The 22,544-nt window shown below is 42.5% G+C and carries 19 protein-coding genes and 1 pseudogene; 14 read left to right on the top strand and 6 right to left on the bottom strand.

All coding sequences use genetic code 11. The features are described from left to right. Window positions 1–116: 116 nt before the first annotated feature. Window positions 117–1,127, bottom strand: coding sequence for a sensor histidine kinase (locus tag CJ483_RS10615; RefSeq protein ID WP_259455611.1), 1,011 nt, complete (start codon window positions 1,125–1,127; stop codon window positions 117–119). 2 nt (window positions 1,128–1,129) lie between these two features. Further along, window positions 1,130–1,795: a response regulator transcription factor gene (locus CJ483_RS10610; RefSeq protein WP_120037938.1), complete on the bottom strand. Its 666-nt coding sequence runs from the start codon at window positions 1,793–1,795 to the stop codon at window positions 1,130–1,132. 230 nt (window positions 1,796–2,025) lie between these two features. Here CJ483_RS10610 and CJ483_RS24500 point away from each other — a divergent pair, with 230 nt between their 5' ends. From CJ483_RS24500 to CJ483_RS10595, 4 genes and pseudogenes are all read left to right on the top strand, one after another. After that, window positions 2,026–2,196 carry a hypothetical protein gene (locus CJ483_RS24500; RefSeq protein ID WP_182917022.1) on the top strand — a complete coding sequence of 57 codons (171 nt, stop codon included), beginning with the start codon at window positions 2,026–2,028 and terminating at the stop codon, window positions 2,194–2,196. A gap of 398 nt (window positions 2,197–2,594) precedes the next feature. Next, window positions 2,595–3,938: a hemolysin family protein gene (locus tag CJ483_RS10605; RefSeq protein ID WP_120034735.1), complete on the top strand. Its 1,344-nt coding sequence runs from the start codon at window positions 2,595–2,597 to the stop codon at window positions 3,936–3,938. A gap of 401 nt (window positions 3,939–4,339) precedes the next feature. Next, entirely contained in the window at window positions 4,340–5,776 is a 1,437-nt protein-coding gene (nhaC, locus tag CJ483_RS10600) for a Na+/H+ antiporter NhaC (protein WP_120034733.1), read from the top strand. Window positions 5,777–5,797: 21 nt separating this feature from the next. Beyond that, window positions 5,798–6,954 (top strand): annotated as a pseudogene (locus CJ483_RS10595) (Glu/Leu/Phe/Val dehydrogenase dimerization domain-containing protein). Window positions 6,955–7,099: 145 nt separating this feature from the next. On the opposite strand, the gene CJ483_RS10590 reads toward CJ483_RS10595, so the two are convergent. From CJ483_RS10590 to CJ483_RS10575, 4 genes are all read right to left on the bottom strand, one after another. After that, entirely contained in the window at window positions 7,100–8,356 is a 1,257-nt protein-coding gene (locus CJ483_RS10590) for a dihydrolipoamide acetyltransferase family protein (RefSeq protein WP_182917021.1), read from the bottom strand. Between the two features lie 11 nt (window positions 8,357–8,367). Further along, window positions 8,368–9,363 (bottom strand): alpha-ketoacid dehydrogenase subunit beta, encoded by a 996-nt coding sequence (locus CJ483_RS10585; RefSeq protein ID WP_120034731.1) that lies wholly within the window; start codon window positions 9,361–9,363, stop codon window positions 8,368–8,370. Continuing rightward, window positions 9,357–10,409, bottom strand: a complete 1,053-nt coding sequence (pdhA, locus tag CJ483_RS10580; RefSeq protein ID WP_120037934.1) for a pyruvate dehydrogenase (acetyl-transferring) E1 component subunit alpha — start codon at window positions 10,407–10,409, stop codon at window positions 9,357–9,359. The genes CJ483_RS10585 and pdhA overlap by 7 nt, the downstream gene beginning before the upstream one ends. Window positions 10,410–10,711: 302 nt before the next feature. Further along, window positions 10,712–11,542, bottom strand: a complete 831-nt coding sequence (locus CJ483_RS10575; RefSeq protein WP_120034729.1) for an undecaprenyl-diphosphate phosphatase — start codon at window positions 11,540–11,542, stop codon at window positions 10,712–10,714. 136 nt (window positions 11,543–11,678) lie between these two features. Here CJ483_RS10575 and CJ483_RS10570 point away from each other — a divergent pair, with 136 nt between their 5' ends. The 10 genes from CJ483_RS10570 to CJ483_RS10525 all read left to right on the top strand — a co-directional run bounded on the left by CJ483_RS10570 (window position 11,679) and on the right by CJ483_RS10525 (window position 22,541). Next, window positions 11,679–12,323, top strand: a complete 645-nt coding sequence (locus tag CJ483_RS10570; protein ID WP_120034726.1) for a YfbR-like 5'-deoxynucleotidase — start codon at window positions 11,679–11,681, stop codon at window positions 12,321–12,323. Window positions 12,324–12,407: 84 nt separating this feature from the next. Further along, a complete protein-coding gene (locus tag CJ483_RS10565; RefSeq protein WP_120034724.1) occupies window positions 12,408–12,641 on the top strand; it encodes a CsbA family protein in 234 nt (77 codons plus the stop codon). A 159-nt stretch (window positions 12,642–12,800) separates the two neighbouring features. Beyond that, the gene (locus CJ483_RS10560; RefSeq protein ID WP_120034722.1) at window positions 12,801–14,213 is read left to right on the top strand and encodes an MBL fold metallo-hydrolase; all 1,413 of its coding nucleotides are present in this window, start codon (window positions 12,801–12,803) and stop codon (window positions 14,211–14,213) included. A gap of 15 nt (window positions 14,214–14,228) precedes the next feature. Next, window positions 14,229–14,459 (top strand): glutaredoxin family protein, encoded by a 231-nt coding sequence (locus CJ483_RS10555; protein WP_120034719.1) that lies wholly within the window; start codon window positions 14,229–14,231, stop codon window positions 14,457–14,459. 155 nt (window positions 14,460–14,614) lie between these two features. Then, window positions 14,615–14,875: a metal-sensitive transcriptional regulator gene (locus tag CJ483_RS10550; protein ID WP_120034717.1), complete on the top strand. Its 261-nt coding sequence runs from the start codon at window positions 14,615–14,617 to the stop codon at window positions 14,873–14,875. Window positions 14,876–14,920: 45 nt separating this feature from the next. Further along, window positions 14,921–15,280 carry a rhodanese-like domain-containing protein gene (locus tag CJ483_RS10545; RefSeq protein ID WP_120034715.1) on the top strand — a complete coding sequence of 120 codons (360 nt, stop codon included), beginning with the start codon at window positions 14,921–14,923 and terminating at the stop codon, window positions 15,278–15,280. A 26-nt stretch (window positions 15,281–15,306) separates the two neighbouring features. Next, the gene (locus tag CJ483_RS10540) at window positions 15,307–16,092 is read left to right on the top strand and encodes a sulfite exporter TauE/SafE family protein (RefSeq protein ID WP_120034713.1); all 786 of its coding nucleotides are present in this window, start codon (window positions 15,307–15,309) and stop codon (window positions 16,090–16,092) included. A gap of 201 nt (window positions 16,093–16,293) precedes the next feature. Beyond that, window positions 16,294–18,273 carry an excinuclease ABC subunit UvrB gene (gene uvrB / locus CJ483_RS10535; RefSeq protein WP_120034711.1) on the top strand — a complete coding sequence of 660 codons (1,980 nt, stop codon included), beginning with the start codon at window positions 16,294–16,296 and terminating at the stop codon, window positions 18,271–18,273. Between the two features lie 7 nt (window positions 18,274–18,280). Then, window positions 18,281–21,133 carry an excinuclease ABC subunit UvrA gene (gene uvrA / locus CJ483_RS10530; protein WP_120034709.1) on the top strand — a complete coding sequence of 951 codons (2,853 nt, stop codon included), beginning with the start codon at window positions 18,281–18,283 and terminating at the stop codon, window positions 21,131–21,133. A gap of 226 nt (window positions 21,134–21,359) precedes the next feature. Then, window positions 21,360–22,541: a DUF4097 family beta strand repeat-containing protein gene (locus CJ483_RS10525; protein ID WP_182917020.1), complete on the top strand. Its 1,182-nt coding sequence runs from the start codon at window positions 21,360–21,362 to the stop codon at window positions 22,539–22,541. Window positions 22,542–22,544: the final 3 nt, after the last annotated feature.

The following is a 22,544-nucleotide window of genomic DNA, read 5'->3' as shown; positions in this document are numbered from 1 at the left end:
AAAGAAAACACATATTGCTTTTGTTTGCAGAAGACTTACATTTTTGTAAGATTAAAAAAGAGCCGTTGGTTACGGCTCTGAGGCTGCGGAGGAACGATCCCTTTCGCTGTTACTAGTTACTGCTCTAGCAGAGTCACTTTGCTTTTTGGAAAGATAATTCGTGCTTCTGTGCCGGCGTTTTTTTGTGATTGAATATCCAGTCCAAGATGGAGTTTATCAGCGAGTTTTTTACAAAGATACAATCCAATGCCTGTGGAGCTTCCAAAGGCCCGGCCATTTTCTCCGGTAAATCCTTTGTCAAAGACCCGCCGGATGTCTTTTTCACCAATGCCAACACCATTATCAACAATATGCAAGATAAGATTATGTTCATGCATGGTCGTAAAGATGCGAATCTTTTTCTCCTTTTTTTGGCTGTACTTAATGCTGTTGCTAATAAGCTGATTGATAATAAATTCGACCCATTTTTCATCAGAATAGACGACTTCATTAAAATCCGCTAAGTCCAATTGGATTTTATTATGGATAAATGCCTTCGCATTCTTTTTAAGCACATTGGTTACGCAGGGCTTCAAGCTGAATTCTTTCACGAGATAATCATTGCTTGTACTGCTGCTGCGCGCATAGTACAGCGCCTGCTCGACGAACCCTTCAACTTTTTCGAATTCTTCATAGACTCCTTTTACATCGGAGCTCTTATGATTATCAAGAATTAATTTGCCTGCAGCGATAGGGGTTTTAATTTCATGAACCCATGTTTCGATATATTCCCGATATTCTGTCTGCATCTGTTTGTACTTATTCACATGTTCATGCATCTGCTTGTTTGTTGACTGTAAGATATCATGAACAATCTTGCCTTCTAAGAAATCTGGTCTTTCTACCACTTCTGAAAGCAGGTATTGCTGATCCAGCAGCTGTGCATTCATAATCAGCGGCTCATAATAATTTTTTCGCTGCCAGAACTCAAGTAAATATGAAGTGAGGAGGGGAATAAACCAACAAATAAAAACGAGAATAATCAGCCAGCCTGGAACATGGACAAACCATAAAAAAAGCGCGATCGAAGCGAACAGAAGAACGTTAATAAATAAAAAAGCAGACCTTTCTTTTATATACGTGAGCATCCTCATGACAAGATATACCCAAGACCGCGTCGCGTTTCGATCGGATTTTTCATGCCCAGACTCTCAATTTTTCTACGTAAGCGGGTCATGTTGACAGATAGGGTATTGTCATCAACGAACAGATCGGAGGACCATAAATGCTCCATTAGTTCTTCTCTGGAAACGATGCTGCCTTTTTTCGTCATTAAGTAATGTAGAATTTTCAATTCGTTTTTTGTTAAGTCCTGCTGCTCGCCCTTATAAGAGACCGTTCCATTAGATAAGTGGAGCTTCAATTCTTCAAATGTCAGCACGGACGTTTCTAACTGTTTATAGGTCCGTTTAAGCACGGCATCAATCCGTGCAAGCAAAATCTGTGTATTGTAAGGCTTCGTAATAAAATCATCAGCTCCAAGGTTCATGCTCATTAATTCGTCCATTTCATTATCTCTGCTTGTCACAATAATAATTGGCACTTGGGATGTTTTGCGAATCTCACGGCAAATGAAGTAACCGTCAAATACAGGTAAATTAATATCGAGCAATATTAAATGGATATCCTCCCTATTTACATAAGAAAGAATATGCTCAAAATCATCCGGTGCCTCAACTTCATATCCATAAGCGGTCAAAAAATGCTTGAGCTCATGGCGAACAGTTTCGGCATCTTCTATGATTAAAATGTTCATTTTTTGCAAAGCAATCACTCCTTTAAATGCTGCAATGGCCTCTAGAAAGCCTAAAATGAGGCTGCCTATATTTTACTTTTTCGGCCTCGAAAATGAAAGCAGTGGTTGGGAAAAATGAAAGTGTGTGGCAAAGATTTCTTTGTTAAAAACTACTTGAGTGTTTTAAGCACCAGTAACAAAAACTATATGTGCTTGAAAAAGCAATCTAACAGAGGGCAGGTGGAAGGACGATGAGAAATAACATTCAATTATTGCCTATCGTTGCTTCAATCGGCATTGGAGCAGTTGCTTACAGCATGATGACTGGCCGGAGCGGACAACTTCCCAATGTCATTCCCCAGCTGACGAATATGGGTGGACAGGGAATGAATACCCGATCAAGAAAGACACCTATACAGTAAAAGCAAAAGGGCGCCCGAACATTTAATTTGGGCGCCTTCTTTTTTGCTTAAATAAATATAATAAATATAAGCTCGTTTATCAAGGATTGGCAATTAACTATCTGGCATCATTGTCTGAAATTTGTTTTCTAAATATTGACTGAAAAAGACCGATGTCTTAAAGTAGAAGTATGTAAAAGTGAGGTGAGGATGTTGGGAAGGCAGTAGAAAGAAATGTAAACATGTTTGCAGGCAGTGTAGCTCGGTTTATGGACAGAAGCAACCAGACTGATTTTTGTGAGCAAACAGGCCGGATCAAGCCTCAGCGCGCGAAAAAAAGGACGGTTGAATAGAGATATTCATTTTAATTTAACGGAGGTGTAATTCCTTACGGCACAATGTAGCCGCAAGGATCTTATTTGGACATATTAAACTTAATCATGGTTGCCTTTTTGATTGCATTAACCGGTTTCTTTGTAGCGACCGAGTTTGCAATCGTAAAGGTAAGAAGCACAAGAATCGATCAGCTGGCAGCTGAAGGACGGGCGAATACGGAAGCTGCAAAGAAAGTGATCTCGAATCTTGATGAGTATTTATCCGCATGTCAGTTAGGAATTACGGTAACAGCTCTCGGACTCGGATGGCTCGGTGAACCAACTGTAGAACACTTGCTGCATCCGCTGTTCGTGCGCTTAGAATTAGCTGAGTCTGTTGTCAGTGTCTTATCATTCTTGATTGCTTTTTCCACGGTTACTTTTTTGCATGTCGTTGTGGGCGAATTAGCGCCAAAAACGATAGCGATTCAAAAGGCAGAACAAGTTACGTTGCTGGCTGCCAAACCAATGATTATTTTTTATCGTCTTATGTATCCATTTATTAAGATACTGAATGGATCATCTACGCTGTTAATCAAATTATTCGGCTTTAAGCCGGTTTCAGAAAGTGAAATGGCTCATACAGAAGAAGAATTGCGTATGATCTTATCAGAAAGCTTAAAGAGCGGAGAAATTAACCAGTCAGAATATAAATATGTAAACAATATTTTTGAGTTTGATGACCGTGTTGCTAAAGAAATTATGGTACCCCGCACGGAAGTGACGGCGTTTGATAAGTCGCACACCGTTGAACAGTGTATTGAAATAGCAATGGAAGAAAACTATACCCGATATCCGATCGCTGATGGCGATAAAGACCGGATTATCGGTATGGTGAACATGAAAGAAGTTCTGACAGATTACATCAAAGATGAAAAGAAGAAAAATGTAACAATTGATCATTATATTCGTCCTGTTATTCAAGTAATTGAATCGATTGCCATTCATGACTTGCTTGTAAAAATGCAAAAAGAACGCATTCAGATGGCCATCCTAATTGACGAATATGGCGGTACGGCTGGACTTGTTACAACAGAAGATATTCTTGAAGAAATCGTTGGCGAAATTCGTGATGAATTTGACCAAGATGAAACCCCAATGATTAAAAGAATTAATGATCAGCAGCTGATACTTGACGGTAAAGTATTGCTCACTGAAGTAAATGATTTGTTCGGTTTGGACATCGACGAAGAAGATGTTGATACGGTCGGCGGCTGGATTCTAACTGAGAAATTTGAAGTTCAGGAAGGCGATACAATCGAACGAGGAGGCTGCACGTTTAAGGTCATCGAATTGGATGGCTATCACATTAAGTTTGTCGAAGTAACGAAAGCAGCTCCTGCGCTTTCACCGGTGATTGGAGAAATAGAAGTGGTAAAAGAAGCCTGATTCGCTTAATGCGAATCAGGTTTTTTTATGAACCTACCCGGTCGTTGTCTTTAAGGGGGTGAAGAGCAGCTATTTTATTCGTTTACATGCTTTAACGTATCAATACTTTAATGTTTTTTTACTTTAACGGATGTTTTTGCAAGATAGTATTTTTTGCTTTATAATGACACCGTTATCAGAAAGTTTTAAATAGTCTTAAGTGTGAAAGCAACTGAGATAACAAAGGAGGAAGAGGAGATAAAAGAATAATATATTGAGAATGAAGTTTTGTAGGATTCAGTCAATGGGTGTGTCAACAGATTAGGCTTTGCTAGGAAAATTCTAATTCCCTATTTTGCAAACGCTTTCTTTAAGGTAGAACTGTTATATGTTCTCTTATAAAAAAGTAAAGGAGACTATGCATGAAAAAACCCTCATTTTTAGCCTCGATGATCGTAGTATTGATCGTTATTGCCATACTCGGAATAAGTATTCTTCATTATGGTGTTGCACCTCAGATTCCAATTATTATTTCAGCAATTTTTGTTGCCTGTTACGGCCTTGTATTAGGTGCTAAGTGGAAAGAACTCGAGAATGCTATGGCGAAAGGGATTTTTTATGGAATCCCCTCTATCCTCATTCTTTGTTTAATTGGGATACTGATAGGTGTATGGGTGCTGAACGGAACAGTCCCAACGATTACTTATTATGGCTTGCACATCTTGTCTCCCGACTTTTTCCTCATGTCAGCTGTACTGATTTGTGCAGTTGTCTCTGTTGTCTGTGGAAGTTCATGGAGTACGATGGGAACGATTGGCGTTTCCTTGATGGGGGTTGCCTACGCTTTAGACATTTCTCCGGCAATGACAGCCGGTGCCATTGTTTCCGGTGCTATTTTTGGTGACAAAATTTCTCCTCTTTCAGATACGACTAATCTTGCAGCTGCAACAGCAAAGGTGAATATTTATGAACACATCAAACATATGTTATGGACGACCATTCCAAGTCTTATTATTACACTAGCTATATTTACTGTGATTGGATTGCTTACGGATAGAGGGCCTGTAGACAGCGAACAGATCAGCACTATTGTTCGCGTGCTGGACCGTGAATTTATGATCACACCATTGACACTGCTCTCGCCTTTATTAATCATTTTTTTGGCTATAAAGCGGATGAGCCCTATTCCATCGCTGGTCATCGGCTTAGTAGCAGCAGTTTTAACTGCATTCTATACTGTTCCCAATGTATCGTTTGGGACGATCATGTCGACAGCTCACAATGGGTATGCTGCGGATACAGGAGTAGAGGCGATTGATAATCTGCTTTCAATTGGAGGGCTAAGCAGCATGTTATTTGGCGTTTCGTTGATCCTAATATCACTTGCTTTTGGAGGGATCATTCAGCAGGTGGGGATTGCCCATTCCATTATTGAGGGGATTAAAAAAGTATTAAGAAGCAGGGGAAATGTCATTACCTCAACTGTTTTGTCATGTCTGGGAATTAACCTGACCGTTGGCGAACAATACTTATCTATCATTTTGCCTGGACAGCTGCTGGAATCAGCTTATGCAAAAGTGAAGCTTCACCCTAAAAACTTGTCGCGAACACTAGAGGACGCAGGAACCATTATCCATCCGATAGTCCCCTGGGGAGTAACTGGAGCCTTTATTATGTCCACTTTAAATATAGGAATGGAATATGCTCCCTACGTTTTTATTAGTATGATTACACCGATTATTGCCATTGTTTATGGTTATACGGGAATTGGGTTAGCACCTTTGCAGGAAGAAGAAAAAGAAACAATAAAACCAGTTGAAAACAATAGTCAATCGATAAGAAAGATAATGGAAGGTTAATAAAGGTTAGGAGGAATAGAAATGAAGTCAACGATAACAGCAGAAAATATAAATAGTCAGTGTACAGGCTCATTTGATCTATTTGCAAAAATTCAAGGCCATGAACAGGTACTGTTTTGTAACGATCCAGCTACAGGGCTGAAAGCCATTATTGCGATTCATGATACGACACTCGGTCCAGCGCTGGGCGGCACAAGAATGAAGCCTTACCGTACATTTGAGGAGGCTCTGGAGGATGCCCTGCGGTTATCTCGGGGATGACTTATAAAAATGCAGCGGCTGACAATGATTTTGGCGGGGGGAAAGGGGTAATTATTGGCGACCCGGCAAAGGATAAAACACCAGAACTGTTTCGTGCATATGGACAATTTATTGATTCCTTAAATGGCCGGTTTTATACAGGAACAGACATGGGAACCGTTCTGGATGATTTCGTTCATGCGTATAAGGAAACAAGCTGTATTGCTGGTTTGCCTGAAGAGTACGGCGGAGGAGGCGAGACATCCATTCCTACAGCTTTAGGAGTGTTGTATAGCATTCAGGCGGTTGCCAATACGCTATGGGGGAACGAAGATTTAGCAGGCAAAAAATTTGCTGTTCAAGGATTAGGGAAAGTCGGTTTTAAAGTAGCAGAACACTTGCTGGAGCAGGGGGCTGATTTATATGTAACAGATGTTTCGAAAGAAGCGGTGCAGGCCTTGCTGCAGAAAGCCAAGCAAAAGGGAGGAAAAGCAGCTGCTGTTAAGGGAGAGGATATTTATGGAGTGGAGGCTGATATGTTTGTTCCATGTGCGATCGGTGGCATCATTAATGATCGGACCATTGAGCAGTTGAAAGTGAAAGGAATTGCCGGTGCAGCGAATAACCAGCTTCTACATGAAGGGCATGCGAGGGTATTAAGGGATAAGGGCATTCTTTATGCCCCTGATTACATTGTCAACAGCGGCGGTGTGATCCAAGTAGCGGACGAGCTATATGGACCGAATAAAAAACGGGTATTAAGCAAAACAAAAAATATCTATTATTCTATTCTTGAAGTGCTCCAGCAAGCAGAAAATGAAAATGTGACAACAGTAGAAGCTGCTAACTTGATCTGCGAAAAAAGGTTGGAGGCAGGAAAGAATAGAGATCGCTTTTTTTCACCGAATAAGCGTCCGAAATGGCAAATTCGCCGTTAAACGAAATCCTCTTCCCTCCCAAGGGCTGTCCTGCTTTTAAATGGTCATTTGCTGGCAGGGCAACCGATCTTTGTATCGAGAGAGCAAAAGGTGATGAAAGATAAAGCCTCTTGGAAACAACTCCAAGAGGCTTTGTTGCTATTGTTTATACGAGTTCAAGCGTAAGCAATGGAGGGTTTTCAATGAGGGCCTTAAAGCGGTTTGTAAAAGCGACAGCTGCTCCTCCATCAGCGACCCGATGATCGAAGGCCAGTGTGACATTCATCATCGATCGGATAACAATCTCATCCTGTTCATTGACAATCGGCATTTTCTTCGTTTTATGAAAAGCCATTAGTCCAGTTTCCGGAAAATTGATAATCGGTGTTGCTCCAATACTGCCCATCGGGCCAACATTGCTAATAGTAAAAGTGCTTCCGGTCATTTCTTTTACAGTTAGCTTATTTTCCTGTGCCTTTTTCGTTAAGTCTTTCATCTCAGCATGAATCGCACGCAATGATTTTTTCTCAGCATTTCGTAAAACTGGAACGATTAATCCTTCTTCCGTGTCAGTCGCCAGTCCTATATGAACTTCTTTTTCAAGCTTAATTACTTCTTTCCCTTCATCTAACTTGGCGTTAAAAATAGGATACTCTTTTAATGAGATGGCTAGAGCCTTTATGAAAAAGGCCACAACAGATATATTTACATCCAGTGCTTTCAATTTTTTACGATAGTTCAGCAGAGCTGTCATATCGATTTCTTCAAAGTGAGATACATGCGGAATCGTATAAAGAGACTTTGTCATCTTCAGGGCAATCTGTTTCCGACGACCTGTAAATGGAATCGTTTCAGTCTGCTTTACTTCGCATCTTCCATCTGTTGATGAGGGAGTACTCACTTCTACATTGGATGCTAGGGAAGCATCAGGTTTCCTATTTTCAATAAAACGATAAACATCTTCCACTGTAATCCGTCCAGCTCGCCCTGTGCCTTGAACTAGCTTCAAATCTACTTGATGCTGTCTAGCAAATTTTCTAGTATAAGGAGCGGCTTTTACTCGATCGGCCAGCTTGTTTTTGGCAGGCAGGGCTCCCGATATTGCTCCGCTCTGTGGTGCTGACTTTTCGGCAGGGGACGGGAGCTCCTCCTTTATAGAGCTGCTATTTTTGGGGGCAGGTGGGTTTTCACTGGCTTCTACTGTCAAGACTGTAGTGCCGACAGCGATGGTGTTTCCTGTTTCAATAAGAATATCTTTCACAATGCCTGAAACAGGGGAAGTCAATTCTGCTACCATTTTTGCTGTTTGAACTTCCACCAATGGCTGATCAGCACGGACGCGGTCGCCTTTTTTTACAAGGTAGGTAAGAATATCCCCTTCGGCCAGTCCCTCGCCAATATCGTGCAATTTTACTTCAATCATTTCTTAACCTCCTAAAAATGAACGACCGTATGAATGGCTTCTTTCACGCGAGCAGGGGTCGGCAGATAGTGTTTTTCCAATGCCCAAAATGGGACGTGGACGTCAGCTCCCGTAACACGTTCAATCGGAGCTTTCATATATAAAAAGGATGTATCATTAATAATGGAAATAATATCGTTGCCGACACCACCTGTTGCATGGGCTTCATGTACAATCACACAGCGGCCTGTTTTTTGTACAGATTCCGCAATGATGTCTTTATCAATAGGATAAAGGGTTCGCAAGTCAATAACGTCGCAGGTTATGCCGTCTTTCTCTGCTTCTTCTGCGGCTTTTATCGCCACTGGCATCATCGCTCCCCAAGCAATGATGGTTACGTCTTCTCCTTCATGCACTTTTCGCCCTTTTCCGATTTCAATGCTATATTTCTCTTCAGGAACTTCTTCGCGGACGGAACGGTATAAATGCAACGGCTCTAAAAATAGAACGGGATCGGGGTCTTCAACTGCTGAAATAAGCAAACCCTTTGCGTCACACGGGGTGGAAGGACAGACTACTTTGATCCCAGGCATATGGGTAAATAATGCTTCCACGCTGTCTGAATGGATCTCCGGTGCGCGTACACCTGCTCCATATGGGGCCCGAATGACTAATGGCACTGTAAAGGCTCCTTTTGAACGGTAGCGCATGCGTGTCGCATGTGTCATGATTTGTTCGTAAGCAGGATAAACAAAGCCTAAAAACTGAATTTCAGCAATGGGCAGCAGTCCGTTTAGTGCCATCCCAATAGAAGCGCCCATCAGACCTGATTCACTCAGTGGAGTGTCAAAAACACGTTTTTCACCAAATTCTTCCTGAAGCCCATCAGTCGCACGGAACACTCCGCCATTTTTTCCCACGTCTTCTCCGAGTATCACCACTTGATCCTTTTCTTTGAGAACAGTACGTAGTCCATCGGTAATGGCCTGAATAAATGTCAGTTCTTTCGTTTTCGCTGCCGTTAACATTTTACGATTCCCCCCCGCAAGTGTTTCAGATATTGTTTCTTTTGCTCTTCAATCGTCCATGTAGGTGTTTCGAATATATAATCATAAATATCGTTTACATCTGGAGGAGGCATGGACTCCATTTCTTTCACTGCTTCTTCGATTTCTTCTGCAGCTTCGTCATGCACACGTTGAACCCATTCATCGTCCCAATAGCTGTTATTTTTCATAAACCGTTCAAGACGGATCACAGGATCGTATTCACGCCGTTCTTCACTTTCTTTCTGATCGCGATATTTGCTTGGGTCATCAGCTGTTGTATGAGCGCCATATCGCCACGTAACAGCTTCAATTAGCGTCGGCCCTCCGCCACTGCGAGCACGTTCAAGTGCGGCCGCCGTCTCAAAGTAAACGGCGAAGATGTCATTTCCATCTAAGCGGACACCGGGTATATCATAAGAGATTGCTTTTTGAGCAATCGTCTTCGAATTCATTTGTTTTGAAATAGGAAGTGAAATAGCATAGCCATTGTTTTGATTAAAGAAAACGACCGGCGCCTGATAAACGCTAGCGAAATTCAAGCCTTCATGAAAATCTCCTTCAGACGTAGCACCGTCACCAAAATAAGCGATTACTGCTTCCGACGTGCCTTTAAATTTGGCCGCCATTGCGGCTCCAGCAGCAAGAGGAAGCTGAGTGGCAATAGGTACAGATGGCGGCAATATTTTTTTCCCTTCTGGAGGAAGGTTGCCTTCTACTCTTCCATTCCACGAGGATAAAATGGCATAGGACTTTCCAAACGTAATGCTAGCCGCATGGTCACGGTAGGTTGGAAACATCCAGTCATCTTCAGCAAGGGCAAATGCACTGCCAACCTGTGCGGCTTCCTGGCCTTCAAATGGTGGATATGTACCTAGCCGGCCCTGGCGTTGCAGGCTCTTAGCTTTGCGGTCCAATGTTCTCATACAGATTAGCTGTCGATAAAACTTCTTTACTAATCCTTCATTGATAACGCTTTCATAGGAGGGGGCTGTTATCTCTCCTTTATGGTTAAGGATTTGCCGCATAGGAAAATGAGTATTGACTTCTTTTTCATACAAGTTGGGAGGAAGTATTGTTTTCTCAGCCACTCTCTACACTCCTTTTTAATTTCTTAATAAAATGAATTTTATAAATTATCTGTGATGATGTTCTACATCTTAATACATAAAAAAATATCGCGCAAATACCTACTTTAACGCGTTTTTTCTTTATGGTATCAGCCTTTTACTCTATTAAAGGATGAATACAAGAAACGGAGAGAGTGTGTTTAATAAAGAAAAAAGCCGGCAATTCCTATAGTAGGAAATTGTCGGCTTTACTTATTTTTTTACAAGAATACAAAATAAATAACAGCTGCAATAACAATCCGGTAGATGGCGAACGGCGTCAATTTGATTTTATTAATAAGTGCCAGGAAGAAGCGGATGGATAGCAGGGCAAAGATAAAGGCACTGATAAAACCGACGATAAAAAACGGAAGAACATCGATCGTAAAGTATTCCCAATTTTTAATGAGAGACACAGCGCTCGCTCCTGCCATGATCGGCATGGCCATAATAAATGTAAAGTCCGCCGCTGCTCGGTAGCTCATGCCAAGCAAGACGCCCCCGGAAATAGTAGAACCAGAGCGGGAGAAGCCGGGCCATAAGGCTATACATTGGAATAAGCCCATGAGAAAAGCCTGCTTGTACGTAATATCGTCCACCGTTTCTGCTTTCACCCGTCCCGGCGCAAGCCAGTCCGCTGCAAGCATGAGCAGGGCACCGGCAACGAGTCCGATTAATACGGTGTTTATGCTAAACAGATGTTCATCGATATAATCTTCAAATGCTAGTCCGAGTACCATTGCAGGGATTAGTCCGATAAAAATGTGCACCAATGTCAGCCTTGAGCCGGTTTGGTTAGCTGTCCCGCTGCTTTTTTGTAATCCAAGCAGATTAAGGATTCGGTCTTTAAAGACAAAGACAACAGCTAAGATGGAGCCCAGCTGGATGACTACTTTAAATGTATTAGCCACCGGCTCTGAAAACAAGTCCTTCGATTTCAGCAAAATATCATCTACAATAATCATATGCCCTGTAGAAGACACAGGAGCAAATTCGGTTGCCCCCTCCACAAGTCCGAGGATTAGAGCAACAAATAGTTCCCACAAATTCATTTTTTCACCTCAAAGAGTAAAATAAATAGCCACTTAACGATTGTAGGGCTACAATGAAAATATGTCTAGGAATTCGAATAAATGTCCTTATTTTTTTCTAATGCTTATCACAGTTGTGGAAAGGAAGGATCAGTTTATGGGGATACATAATTATTTTAAGAGTTTGTCGGACCTGGAGCAGCTGTTTAGGCTGCCGGGAAAGTTTAAATATCAATCGCATAACGTAGCAGCACATTCATTTAAGGTAACAAAGATTGCTCAGTTTTTAGCAACGATTGAAGAATTAGAGGGAATGGAGGTAAATTGGCGGGCCCTGTACGAGAAAGCTTTGAACCATGACTATGCAGAGTTGTTCACAGGAGATATTAAAACGCCTGTGAAATATGCTACCAAGGAATTAAAGGATTTGTTTTCACAAGTAGAAGAGCAAATGGCAAAAAAGTTTGTTGAGCAGGAGTTTCCAGAAGAATTGCAAGGCATTTATCTAGAACGATTTAAAGAAGGAAAAGACGATACACTGGAAGGGCGAATTTTGTCAGTAGCAGATAAAATTGATCTGCTGTATGAATCTTTTGGGGAAATTTTAAAGCGCAATCCGGAACCGCTTTTTTTGGAGATTTACAAAGAAGCCCTATCCACGATTATGGAATTTTCCGATTTGAATTGTGTAAAGTATTTTATCAAGAATATCTTACCAGATATGCTTTCTGAAGAATTTATTCCGTACAATGAATTGAATTACATGACAGAAATGATTGTTAAAAAATATGAAAAAAAGTAACTTGTTTTTCGGAAAAGGGCTTTCTAAACCGGTCGTATTTCAGTATGATGTAGGGAGTAAAAGCTGCTTGCTGGGAGTGAAAACATGGTAGGTAAAATGATAATGGCAATGTTTTTGCCCGGCTTTCTCGTTGTTTTTTTTACGAGAGTAACATTTAACCATTTTTTAGGCCTGGGCTTAACTGTTGCTTTAATTGCAGCCTCTGCTTATAAAGGATATACACACACATGGCCACTCATTATTATTGATGCTGCTTCATTGACGATAGGTTTTTGGCTGTCCAATCTGATGATGAAAAAAAGAAAACAACCTAAATAACAGATTCCGGTACCATCAATGGTAGCCGGAATTTTTTATGGAGAAAAATAGAATATTGAACGTGTGACTTGTTTTAAAATACATGCTTGCTTTTTTATACCCCATAGGGTAATATGGGATTACAATAACATACCCTGTAGGGTAAAGGAGGGTCAAGCAATGTTTTTTCGTTCTTATTTTGATGAAAAATTAGCTCAATATTCTTATATGGTCGCTTGCCAGAAAACAGGAGAAGCCATCGTGATTGACCCAGCGCGTGATATTACGCCTTATGTAGAAACAGCAAAAAAAGAGGGCTTCCGGTTAACAGCAGCAACTGAAACGCATATCCATGCTGACTTTGTTTCCGGAGCGCGCCAGCTGGCAAATGATTATGGTGTGACATTATATCTATCAGATGAAGGGGATGAAAATTGGAAATACCAGTACACTGATCACCTTTCTGCTAAGCTTGTAAAAGATGGCGATGTTTTCATGATTGGAAACGTGGAATTTAAAGTAATGCATACTCCTGGACATACCCCAGAAAGTATTTCTTTTATTTTGACAGACAGAGGCAGCGGTTCAGCTGAGCCAATGGGTATTTTCACAGGAGATTTTGTCTTTGTTGGTGATGTTGGCCGTCCGGACTTATTGGAAAAAGCAGCTGGAGTAAAAGGAACAGCTCATTCCGGAGCCGCACAAATGTATGAATCCATTCAAAAGTTTAAGCAGCTGCCGGATTATTTAGTTGTCTGGCCGGGGCATGGTGCCGGAAGTGCCTGCGGCAAATCGCTTGGTGCAGTTCCGCTCTCAACGGTTGGCTATGAAAAGGCGAACAACTGGGCCTTGCAGGAAATGGATAAAGAACAATTTCAAAAAGAACTGCTGAAAGATCAGCCAGAGCCTCCAAAGTATTTTGCGGTCATGAAAAAAGTTAATAAAGTCGGCCCTGCTGTGCTAACGAATGAAACAATTCCGTATGTAGAAAGCTACGAAAGCTTGGAGCAATATTTAAGTCAGGAAGATATCATTGTCATTGACACCAGATTCGGCAATGAGTTTGCTCAAGGACACATTGAAGGTACGATCAACTTGCCGTATACAAAAATCTTCACAAACTGGGCCGGCTGGATTCTTGACTATGATAAAAAGCTTGTCGTCATTGCAGCAAGAGAACAAACAACTGAAATTCAGCATTCTCTTGAGTCCATTGGGCTTGATAAAATTGTGGCATTTGCCAGCCCAAGAACAGTAAGTGAAGCACCTGATCTCGAAAAGTATATAAACATTGATGTTGACCAGTTAAAAGCTCAATATGAAAAGGATGATGTCTACGTAGTGGATATTCGTCAACAGGGAGAATGGGAAGCCGGACATATTCCAACCGCCCATCATTATATGCTTGGCTATTTGGAAGAGGAGGCAGCCAACCTGCCGAAAGATAAGAAGATTATTGTTCATTGCCAATCCGGGGCCCGTTCTGCAATCGGCACAAGTTTGCTCCAGGCAAAGGGATTTAAAAACGTCGAAAACATGGCAAGCGGTTTTGCCGGCTGGAAAAAAGAAAACGGCCCGATTGTACAACTATAACGAGGAGGAGTTTAAATGAACAAAGTAACCGTCTATTCAACAAATACTTGTCCATATTGCACGATGATGAAAAACTTTCTAAAGGAACAAGGTATCCCGTTTACTGAGGTGAATGTTCAGCAAGATCGGCAAGCTGCACAGAGACTTGTAGAAACGACAGGACAAATGGGAGTACCACAGACAGAAATAAACGGTCAGTGGATTCTTGGTTATGATCCAGATGCCGTGATGGAGCTGCTTAAATAATTGATTTAATCTGGGTGTCCAACAAGCATTGATATGCGGACACCCTCTGCTTTTTTAAGAACGGCCCAGAAATGTGCTGTTTCACGGAGATAATAGGAAGATACACTGCGTATTTTGATAAAATCTATTGTTATAATGTGTGGAGGTGATTCTCTGTGGAGTACGGCAAAGACTTGAAAAACCGATTGAAACGCATTGAAGGACAAGTGCGCGGGGTCATGGGCATGATGGAAGAGGGAGTAGACTGTACAGCCGTTGTTACGCAGCTAAGCGCAATAGAGAGTGCAATCAGCCGTGCAATGGGCCTCATTGTCAGCCGGAATTTAGAGCAGTGCGTACGTGCGAATATCGAGCAGGGAGAACCGACAGATTCTCTTGTAAAAGAGGCAGTTAACCTGCTTGTAAAGAGCCGTTAATTTTTTGATTGAAAAAATACCCCCATATGTAAAGGGAGAGCGAAGATGACGCTTATTTTTTATCTTATATTAGCTATCTTTATTTTTATAACCATTAAAAATATGATGCCGGCTGCAGGAGTGCGCAATGCCGCTGCTGACGAGTTAAAGAAGGAGATAAGAAAGAAAGATAAACAATGGATTGATGTCCGGACACCTGGAGAATTTAAAGCCAGTCATATCAAAGGCTTTAAAAACCTTCCGCTGCAGCAGCTATCTGCGCGCATAAAAGAACTAGACCCTGAAAGAGAAGTTGTTGTTATGTGCCAAAGCGGTATGCGCAGTCGGAAGGCAGCCCGCCTACTAAAGAAAAAAGGATTTAAGAAGATTACGAACATAGCAGGTGGTATTACCACGTGGAAATAGAGGGACAGGAAAGGGGAGACAAATGAATGGATTGGTCATTCGGATGGCTGGCAGCTCTTTTTTTTATTGGCTTTATTGGTTCTTTCCTGTCAGGGATGGTTGGAATTGGCGGCGCTATAATTAAATATCCAATGCTTTTATACCTCCCGCCCATGCTTGGCTTTGGCGCTTTCACTGCTCATGAAGTGGCGGGTATCAGTGCAGTGGAAGTGCTTTTCGCTTCGCTGACCGGCGTGTGGGCCTATCGGAAAAGCGATTATTTAAACAAAAAATTAATTATGTATATGGGGATTGCCGTGCTCGCCGGAAGTTTTGTCGGAGGATTTGGTTCGGAACATCTGGCGGAATCGACGGTCAACGTTATATATGGCTTACTGGCAGCCCTTGCTGCAATCATGATGTTTATTCCGCGGAAAAATGTGGATAATCGGTCGATGGAGGAAGTAGAGTTTAATAAATGGCTTGCTTCTTTCTCTGCTCTTATCATAGGGATCGGTGCCGGGATTGTCGGAGCGGCCGGCTCCTTTTTACTTGTGCCGATCATGCTCGTAGTTTTAAAAATCCCGACAAGAATGACGATTGCCAGCTCACTCGCAATCACATTTATTTCGTCGATTGGTTCGGCGGGTGGGAAGCTGATGACCGGACAAGTGATGTTTGTCCCGGCGCTTGTGATGATTGTTGCTAGCGTGATCGCCTCGCCGCTCGGCGCCAAAGCGGGACAAAAAATGAATATCAAAGTGTTGCAGTGGCTGCTGGCAATCTTAATAGCAGCTACGGCTATTAAAATATGGATGGATATCTTAATGTAAAAAAGCCTCTCTGCTTAAAGGAGAGGCTTTTTTTACGATGGAAAAATACAGGAACATACGTACGCTTATTAATAGCCATTCAGGTTTTATTTATGCTAAAATGGGGATTATGATTACTAACCTTAGAAAATTGCACAGACTTTAAGAGGATGTTTTAGATAAAAGAATCAATATATTTGCCAGAAGTCAGGGGGTTGAAAGGTGAAAAACCAATTTGAAATTGTGTCTAAATACAGTCCGCAAGGGGACCAGCCAGGAGCTATCGCCGAGCTTGTTTCAGGGATAAAAGAAGGGAAAAAACATCAAACGCTGCTTGGAGCGACAGGAACCGGGAAAACTTTTACGATCTCTAATGTAATCAAAGAAGTAAATAAGCCGACACTTGTCATTGCCCACAATAAAACACTTGCCGGCCAGTTGTATAGTGAATTCAAGGAATTTTTTCCGAATAATGCTGTTGAATATTTTGTCAGCTACTATGATTATTACCAGCCGGAAGCCTATGTTCCGCAGACGGATACGTTTATTGAAAAGGATGCGAGCATCAATGACGAGATTGATAAGCTTCGCCACTCAGCAACTTCGTCATTATTTGAACGGAATGATGTCATCATCATTGCCAGTGTATCATGCATTTACGGTTTGGGTTCTCCAGAAGAGTATCGGGATCTTGTCATTTCGTTGCGTAATGGAATGGAGATTGAACGCAATCAGCTGCTGCGCAAGCTCGTTGATGTGCAATATGAACGGAATGACATTGATTTCAAGCGCGGAACATTCCGCGTTCGCGGAGATGTTGTGGAAATTTTTCCTGCCTCCCGAGATGAGCATTGTATCCGCGTGGAATTTTTTGGAGATGAAATTGACCGGATCCGTGAAGTGGATGCATTGACAGGAGAAATCATGGGTGACCGTGAACATGTAGCCATTTTTCCGGCGTCTCACTTCGTTACGCGGGAAGAAAAAATGAAAATAGCGATTGGCAATATCGAAAAAGAGTTGGAAGAGCAACTCGCTATTTTGCGTTCAGAAAATAAATTGCTTGAAGCACAGCGGCTTGAGCAGCGCACACGCTATGATTTGGAAATGATGCGCGAGATGGGTTTTTGCTCGGGGATTGAGAATTATTCCCGCCACTTAACTTTGCGGCCCCCTGGTTCTACGCCTTATACGCTTCTTGATTACTTTCCAGATGACTTTTTAATTGTTGTCGATGAGTCGCACGTTACTCTTCCGCAAATCCGCGGTATGTTCAATGGTGACCAGGCGCGTAAGCAGGTGCTTGTCGATCACGGTTTTCGTCTGCCATCCGCCAAAGACAACCGTCCGTTAAAATTTGAAGAGTTTGAGGATCATGTAAATCAAATCGTCTATGTATCAGCAACGCCAGGACCTTACGAGATCGAACACACGCCGCATATGACAGAACAAATTATCCGCCCGACCGGCCTGCTTGATCCGACAGTGGATGTCCGCCCGATTGAAGGACAGATCGATGATTTATTGAATGAAATTAACGAACGAACTGCTCGGAACGAGCGGGTGCTTGTGACTACATTGACGAAGAAAATGTCCGAGGATTTAACAGATTATTTAAAGGAGATTGGTATAAAAGTTCAATACTTGCATTCGGAAATTAAGACGCTTGAACGGATAGAGATCATTCGTGATCTCCGGCTTGGCAAATTTGATGTGCTTGTTGGCATTAACTTGCTGAGAGAGGGACTGGATATTCCTGAAGTATCACTTGTAGCTATATTGGATGCTGATAAAGAAGGTTTCCTTCGCTCTGAGCGTTCACTTATCCAGACGATGGGTCGGGCAGCTCGCAATGCTGGCGGGCACGTCATTATGTACGCAGATAAAGTAACGGACTCGATGGCTAAAGCCATAGAAGAAACAAAACGGCGCCGGGAGATTCAGCAAACATATAACGAAGAGCATGGCATTACACCGCAGACCATTCAAAAAGATATTCGTGATGTTATTCGGGCCACCCACGCTGCTGAAGAAGTGGAGAGCTATGAAACAGCAGCTTCTAAGAAAAAACTTACACCTCAAGAGAGAAATCGCCTAATTGCCAACATGGAAAGCGAGATGAAAGCAGCAGCCAAAGCGCTTGATTTCGAATTGGCTGCCCAGCTGCGCGACGCATTGCTAGAGTTGAAATCGGAAGGATGACTTTGATATGGGAATAGATAAAATTACTGTAAAAGGGGCAAGAGCGCATAACTTAAAAAATATTGATATTACCATCCCGCGGGACAAGCTCGTCGTTTTGACGGGCCTGTCTGGATCGGGGAAATCATCGCTGGCGTTCGACACAATTTATGCGGAGGGACAGCGCCGCTATGTGGAATCTTTATCTGCGTACGCCCGCCAATTTCTTGGACAAATGGATAAGCCAGATGTTGATGCTATTGAAGGGCTGTCCCCGGCTATTTCTATTGATCAAAAGACGACAAGCCGGAATCCCCGTTCAACGGTTGGAACTGTTACGGAAATCTATGATTATTTACGTCTATTGTTTGCTCGTATTGGCCATCCGTTTTGTCCAGTTCATGGGGTCGAAATTACCTCTCAGACGATCGAGCAGATGGTAGACCGCATTATGCAATATGAAGACCGGACGAAACTGCAGGTGCTGGCTCCTATTGTTTCCGGCCGTAAAGGCACACACGTGAAAGTGTTTGAGGACATTAAACGGCAAGGATATGTCCGTGTGCGTGTAGACGGAGAAATGCGAGAAGTAGAGGAAGAAATTGAACTTGAAAAAAATAAAAAGCATTCTATTGAAGTAGTTATTGACCGTGTTGTTGTTAAAGAAGGCATTGAATCAAGGTTGGCTGATTCTCTTGAGGCCGCTTTAAAGCTTGGTGAGGGCAATGTAATTATCGATGTTATTGGCCGCGAGGAATTATTGTTCTCAGAGCATCACGCCTGTCCGCATTGCGGATTTTCCATTGGAGAACTGGAACCGCGCATGTTTTCTTTTAACAGTCCATTCGGAGCTTGCCCGACGTGTGATGGACTTGGGTCTAAATTAAAAGTAGATGTTGATCTTGTCATTCCTAATCCTGATTTGAGTTTAAAAGAACATGCGATTGCCCCATGGGAACCGACAAGTTCTCAATATTATCCACAACTGCTGGAAGCGGTCTGCCGCCATTATGGCATCCCTATGGATGTACCAGTAAAGGATTTATCGAAAGAGCAGCTTGAAAAGATTTTAAATGGCTCTGGACGGGATCGCATTCATTTCCGTTATGAAAATGATTTTGGTCAAATTCGCGAAAACCATATTATTTTCGAGGGAGTTCTTACTAACATTGAGCGCCGATATAAAGAAACAAGCTCGGATTTTATTCGGGAGCAAATGGAGAAATACATGAGGGAGCAAAAATGTCCGACATGTAAGGGCTACCGTTTGAAAAAAGAAAGTCTCGCCGTCAAAATTAATGGCCTGCATATTAGCGAAGTAACCGACTTTTCAATTGAAGAAGTGAAGCAGTTTTTCGCGGATCTGTCCCTGACAGAAAAAGAAACGCAGATTGCTCAATTAATCTTACGGGAGATCTGTGAACGGCTTGGTTTCTTAGTCGATGTCGGTCTTGATTACCTGACATTAAGCCGCTCAGCCGGTACGCTTTCAGGCGGGGAAGCGCAGCGGATTCGTCTTGCTACCCAAATTGGTTCGCGGCTGACAGGTGTTCTTTACATTCTTGATGAGCCATCAATCGGTCTGCACCAGCGGGACAACGATCGCCTGATCAGCACGATGCAAAATATGCGCGACATCGGTAATACATTAATCGTTGTCGAACATGACGAGGATACGATGATGGCAGCCGATTATTTAATAGATGTAGGACCGGGTGCTGGCGTACATGGTGGGCAGATTGTTTCAGCAGGTACGCCAGAAGAGGTGATGAATGATCCAGCCTCGCTGACCGGCCAATACTTATCAGGGAAGAAATTTATCCCGCTGCCGGCAGAACGCCGCAAGTCGGATGGACGATGGGTTGAGGTGACCGGGGCAAAAGAGAACAATTTACGCAATGTAAAAGTTAAATTCCCGCTTGGAACATTTATTGCTGTTACAGGCGTTTCTGGTTCAGGTAAAAGTACGTTAATCAATGATATTCTGCATAAAGCACTTGCTCAAAAGCTGCAGCGTTCCAAACAAAGGCCAGGTAAGTATGGGACAATCAAGGGGATTGAACACCTTGACAAAGTGATTGATATTGACCAGTCACCGATCGGGCGGACCCCGCGCTCAAATCCAGCCACATACACAGGTGTGTTTGACGATATTCGCGACGTATTTGCTACGACGAATGAAGCGAAAGTTCGGGGCTATAAAAAAGGTCGTTTCAGCTTTAATGTCAAGGGTGGCCGCTGTGAAGCTTGCCGCGGTGACGGGATTATTAAAATTGAAATGCATTTCCTGCCGGATGTGTATGTACCGTGTGAAGTCTGCCATGGCAAGCGTTATAACCGTGAAACGCTTGAAGTGAAATATAAAGGCAAAAACATCGCTGATGTGCTCGCTATGACAGTCGAAGATGCGCTTGAGTTTTTTGAGAATATCCCTAAAATCAAGCGCAAGCTGCAAACCATCGCTGATGTTGGTCTTGGTTATATTAAGCTGGGCCAGCCGGCAACGACGCTGTCAGGAGGGGAGGCGCAGCGCGTAAAACTCGCTTCTGAATTGCATCGCCGTTCGACCGGACGTTCATTTTATATCTTGGATGAGCCGACGACGGGTCTTCATGTAGATGATATTTCCCGCCTGCTAACTGTTTTACAGCGCCTTGTCGAAAATGGTGATACTGTTCTCGTCATTGAGCATAATCTCGATGTGATTAAGACAGCCGATTATATCATCGATCTTGGACCTGAAGGTGGCGATAAGGGGGGAACCATTGTTGCAGTCGGTACACCTGAGGAAGTTGCAGAAGCAGAAGGGTCATATACCGGCCGTTATTTGCATAGAGTGTTAGCGCGCGAACGAGAAAGAGAGCAGTACATCGAAAGCTGAAAAGATTGAGCACTTTTCGGAGGCTATCCGTATAATTGGCTTCCGCACGGCTATCAGTCTAATTAGAAACGCTTGTTTTTCGAGAGTAAGGTCCAATGGAGAGCCTGTGAAAATAAAACCAAGAAAGCAAGCGTTTCGTAACAGCTTAGGAAAAGAATGAAACCTTTTTCTTTTATCTTCGTAAGAATGAACAGAAAACCAATTCCTAATGAATGGAGTGCCTGAAATGAACGAAGAGAAAAAAAGAATTTTGGAAATGGTAGAAGCAGGCTTAATTTCAGCAAGTGAAGGGTTAACCTTGCTGGAGGCGCTTGATAAGGAGCCTTCCCAGCAGGCCCGTAAAGAGCGCAGAGATAATTTCTTTGATGAATTGCTCAACTTGGGCCAAAAGTTGACTGGCAGCGGAGAAAAGCAAAGTGAGCAATCACATAGCCAAGCAGACAGTTCTGTTAACCAGCCGAAAGACAAGCTGTTTCAATTTGTTCAGTCCACTGTACAAAAATTAAAAGACTTTGAGTTTCCACTTGGAAAAACAGTAGAATTCACTCACACATTCCAAGAAAATGATTTTTTACCGAAGCGCATTAAGGCAGAGACTGCAAGCGGCAGCTTCACTATTAAGCCTTGGCAGGAAAATGGGGTAAAAGCAGAGTGCCAGATCAAGATGTACGGGGCGGATAGTGAGGATGAAGCGCGGGAGTCATTTATTAAAAATAGTGTCTTTTACGCACGTGAAGATAAGCTCTCATTCTCAGTCGGTTTAAAACTGATGAAAGTTGATACGGTTTTGTATGTGCCTGAAGCGGCTATTAACAACATTTCTGTCAAGTTGTTTAATGGGTCATTTAGCATGCGTGATATGGAAGTGCAGGATCTCGAGGTAAAAACAGCAAACGGCAAAATTGAAGTAAAGAAATCACAAGTAAATGAATTTGAAGCAGAAACAGGTAATGGCCAAGTTTATTTTATTGACTGTGAAGCAAGGAAAGTAGAAGCCAGTTCCTTTAATGGAGCCGTTCACGTAGTCGGTTCTGTTGGCTACACGGAGATTAAGTCATTTAACGGAAATGTGCTTTGCGATTTAAAGTCTGATGCAGCCCATACAGTAAAAGCCCAAGCTGTGACCGGCAATATTGAAATATATGTGCCTGAACATATGGCAATGAAAGGGATTTTACGCACAAATCTCGGCTCTTTACATCTTCCTGAAACGGGGCTGAAAAAAGTAACGGAAAAAGAGGAAATGGTTCAGAAGCTTATTCGTTTTGAAAGTGAAAAGGAAACACTTGGGCAAGTGACGATCGAGGCAGAAACGAAAACGGGATCTGTTTCTGTCAAGACAACAGCTTTTCATGAAAACGATAATAGCGGAGATGATGAACCACCGTCTATTTTTGAAGGTAAGTGATTA

This window comes from Bacillus sp. PK3_68 (assembly GCF_003600835.1).
Taxonomy (GTDB): domain Bacteria; phylum Bacillota; class Bacilli; order Bacillales; family Domibacillaceae; genus Pseudobacillus.
Note: the sequence above shows the minus strand (reverse complement) of the source record. Positions and strands in the feature narration are given on the sequence as shown.

Coding starts and splice junctions, on each gene's coding strand:
- CJ483_RS24500 (WP_182917022.1), top strand. CDS start 2,026: ATGAGAAATAACATTCAATTATTGCCTATCGTTGCTTCAATCGGCATT.
- CJ483_RS10540 (WP_120034713.1), top strand. CDS start 15,307: ATGGATTGGTCATTCGGATGGCTGGCAGCTCTTTTTTTTATTGGCTTT.
- CJ483_RS10610 (WP_120037938.1), bottom strand. CDS start 1,795: ATGAACATTTTAATCATAGAAGATGCCGAAACTGTTCGCCATGAGCTC.
- CJ483_RS10555 (WP_120034719.1), top strand. CDS start 14,229: ATGAACAAAGTAACCGTCTATTCAACAAATACTTGTCCATATTGCACG.
- CJ483_RS10585 (WP_120034731.1), bottom strand. CDS start 9,363: ATGTTAACGGCAGCGAAAACGAAAGAACTGACATTTATTCAGGCCATT.
- CJ483_RS10590 (WP_182917021.1), bottom strand. CDS start 8,356: ATGATTGAAGTAAAATTGCACGATATTGGCGAGGGACTGGCCGAAGGG.
- CJ483_RS10525 (WP_182917020.1), top strand. CDS start 21,360: ATGAACGAAGAGAAAAAAAGAATTTTGGAAATGGTAGAAGCAGGCTTA.
- nhaC (WP_120034733.1), top strand. CDS start 4,340: ATGAAAAAACCCTCATTTTTAGCCTCGATGATCGTAGTATTGATCGTT.
- CJ483_RS10565 (WP_120034724.1), top strand. CDS start 12,408: ATGGTAGGTAAAATGATAATGGCAATGTTTTTGCCCGGCTTTCTCGTT.
- CJ483_RS10615 (WP_259455611.1), bottom strand. CDS start 1,127: ATGCTCACGTATATAAAAGAAAGGTCTGCTTTTTTATTTATTAACGTT.
- CJ483_RS10545 (WP_120034715.1), top strand. CDS start 14,921: ATGACGCTTATTTTTTATCTTATATTAGCTATCTTTATTTTTATAACC.
- CJ483_RS10575 (WP_120034729.1), bottom strand. CDS start 11,542: ATGAATTTGTGGGAACTATTTGTTGCTCTAATCCTCGGACTTGTGGAG.
- uvrA (WP_120034709.1), top strand. CDS start 18,281: ATGGGAATAGATAAAATTACTGTAAAAGGGGCAAGAGCGCATAACTTA.
- pdhA (WP_120037934.1), bottom strand. CDS start 10,409: ATGCGGCAAATCCTTAACCATAAAGGAGAGATAACAGCCCCCTCCTAT.
- CJ483_RS10560 (WP_120034722.1), top strand. CDS start 12,801: ATGTTTTTTCGTTCTTATTTTGATGAAAAATTAGCTCAATATTCTTAT.
- CJ483_RS10570 (WP_120034726.1), top strand. CDS start 11,679: ATGGGGATACATAATTATTTTAAGAGTTTGTCGGACCTGGAGCAGCTG.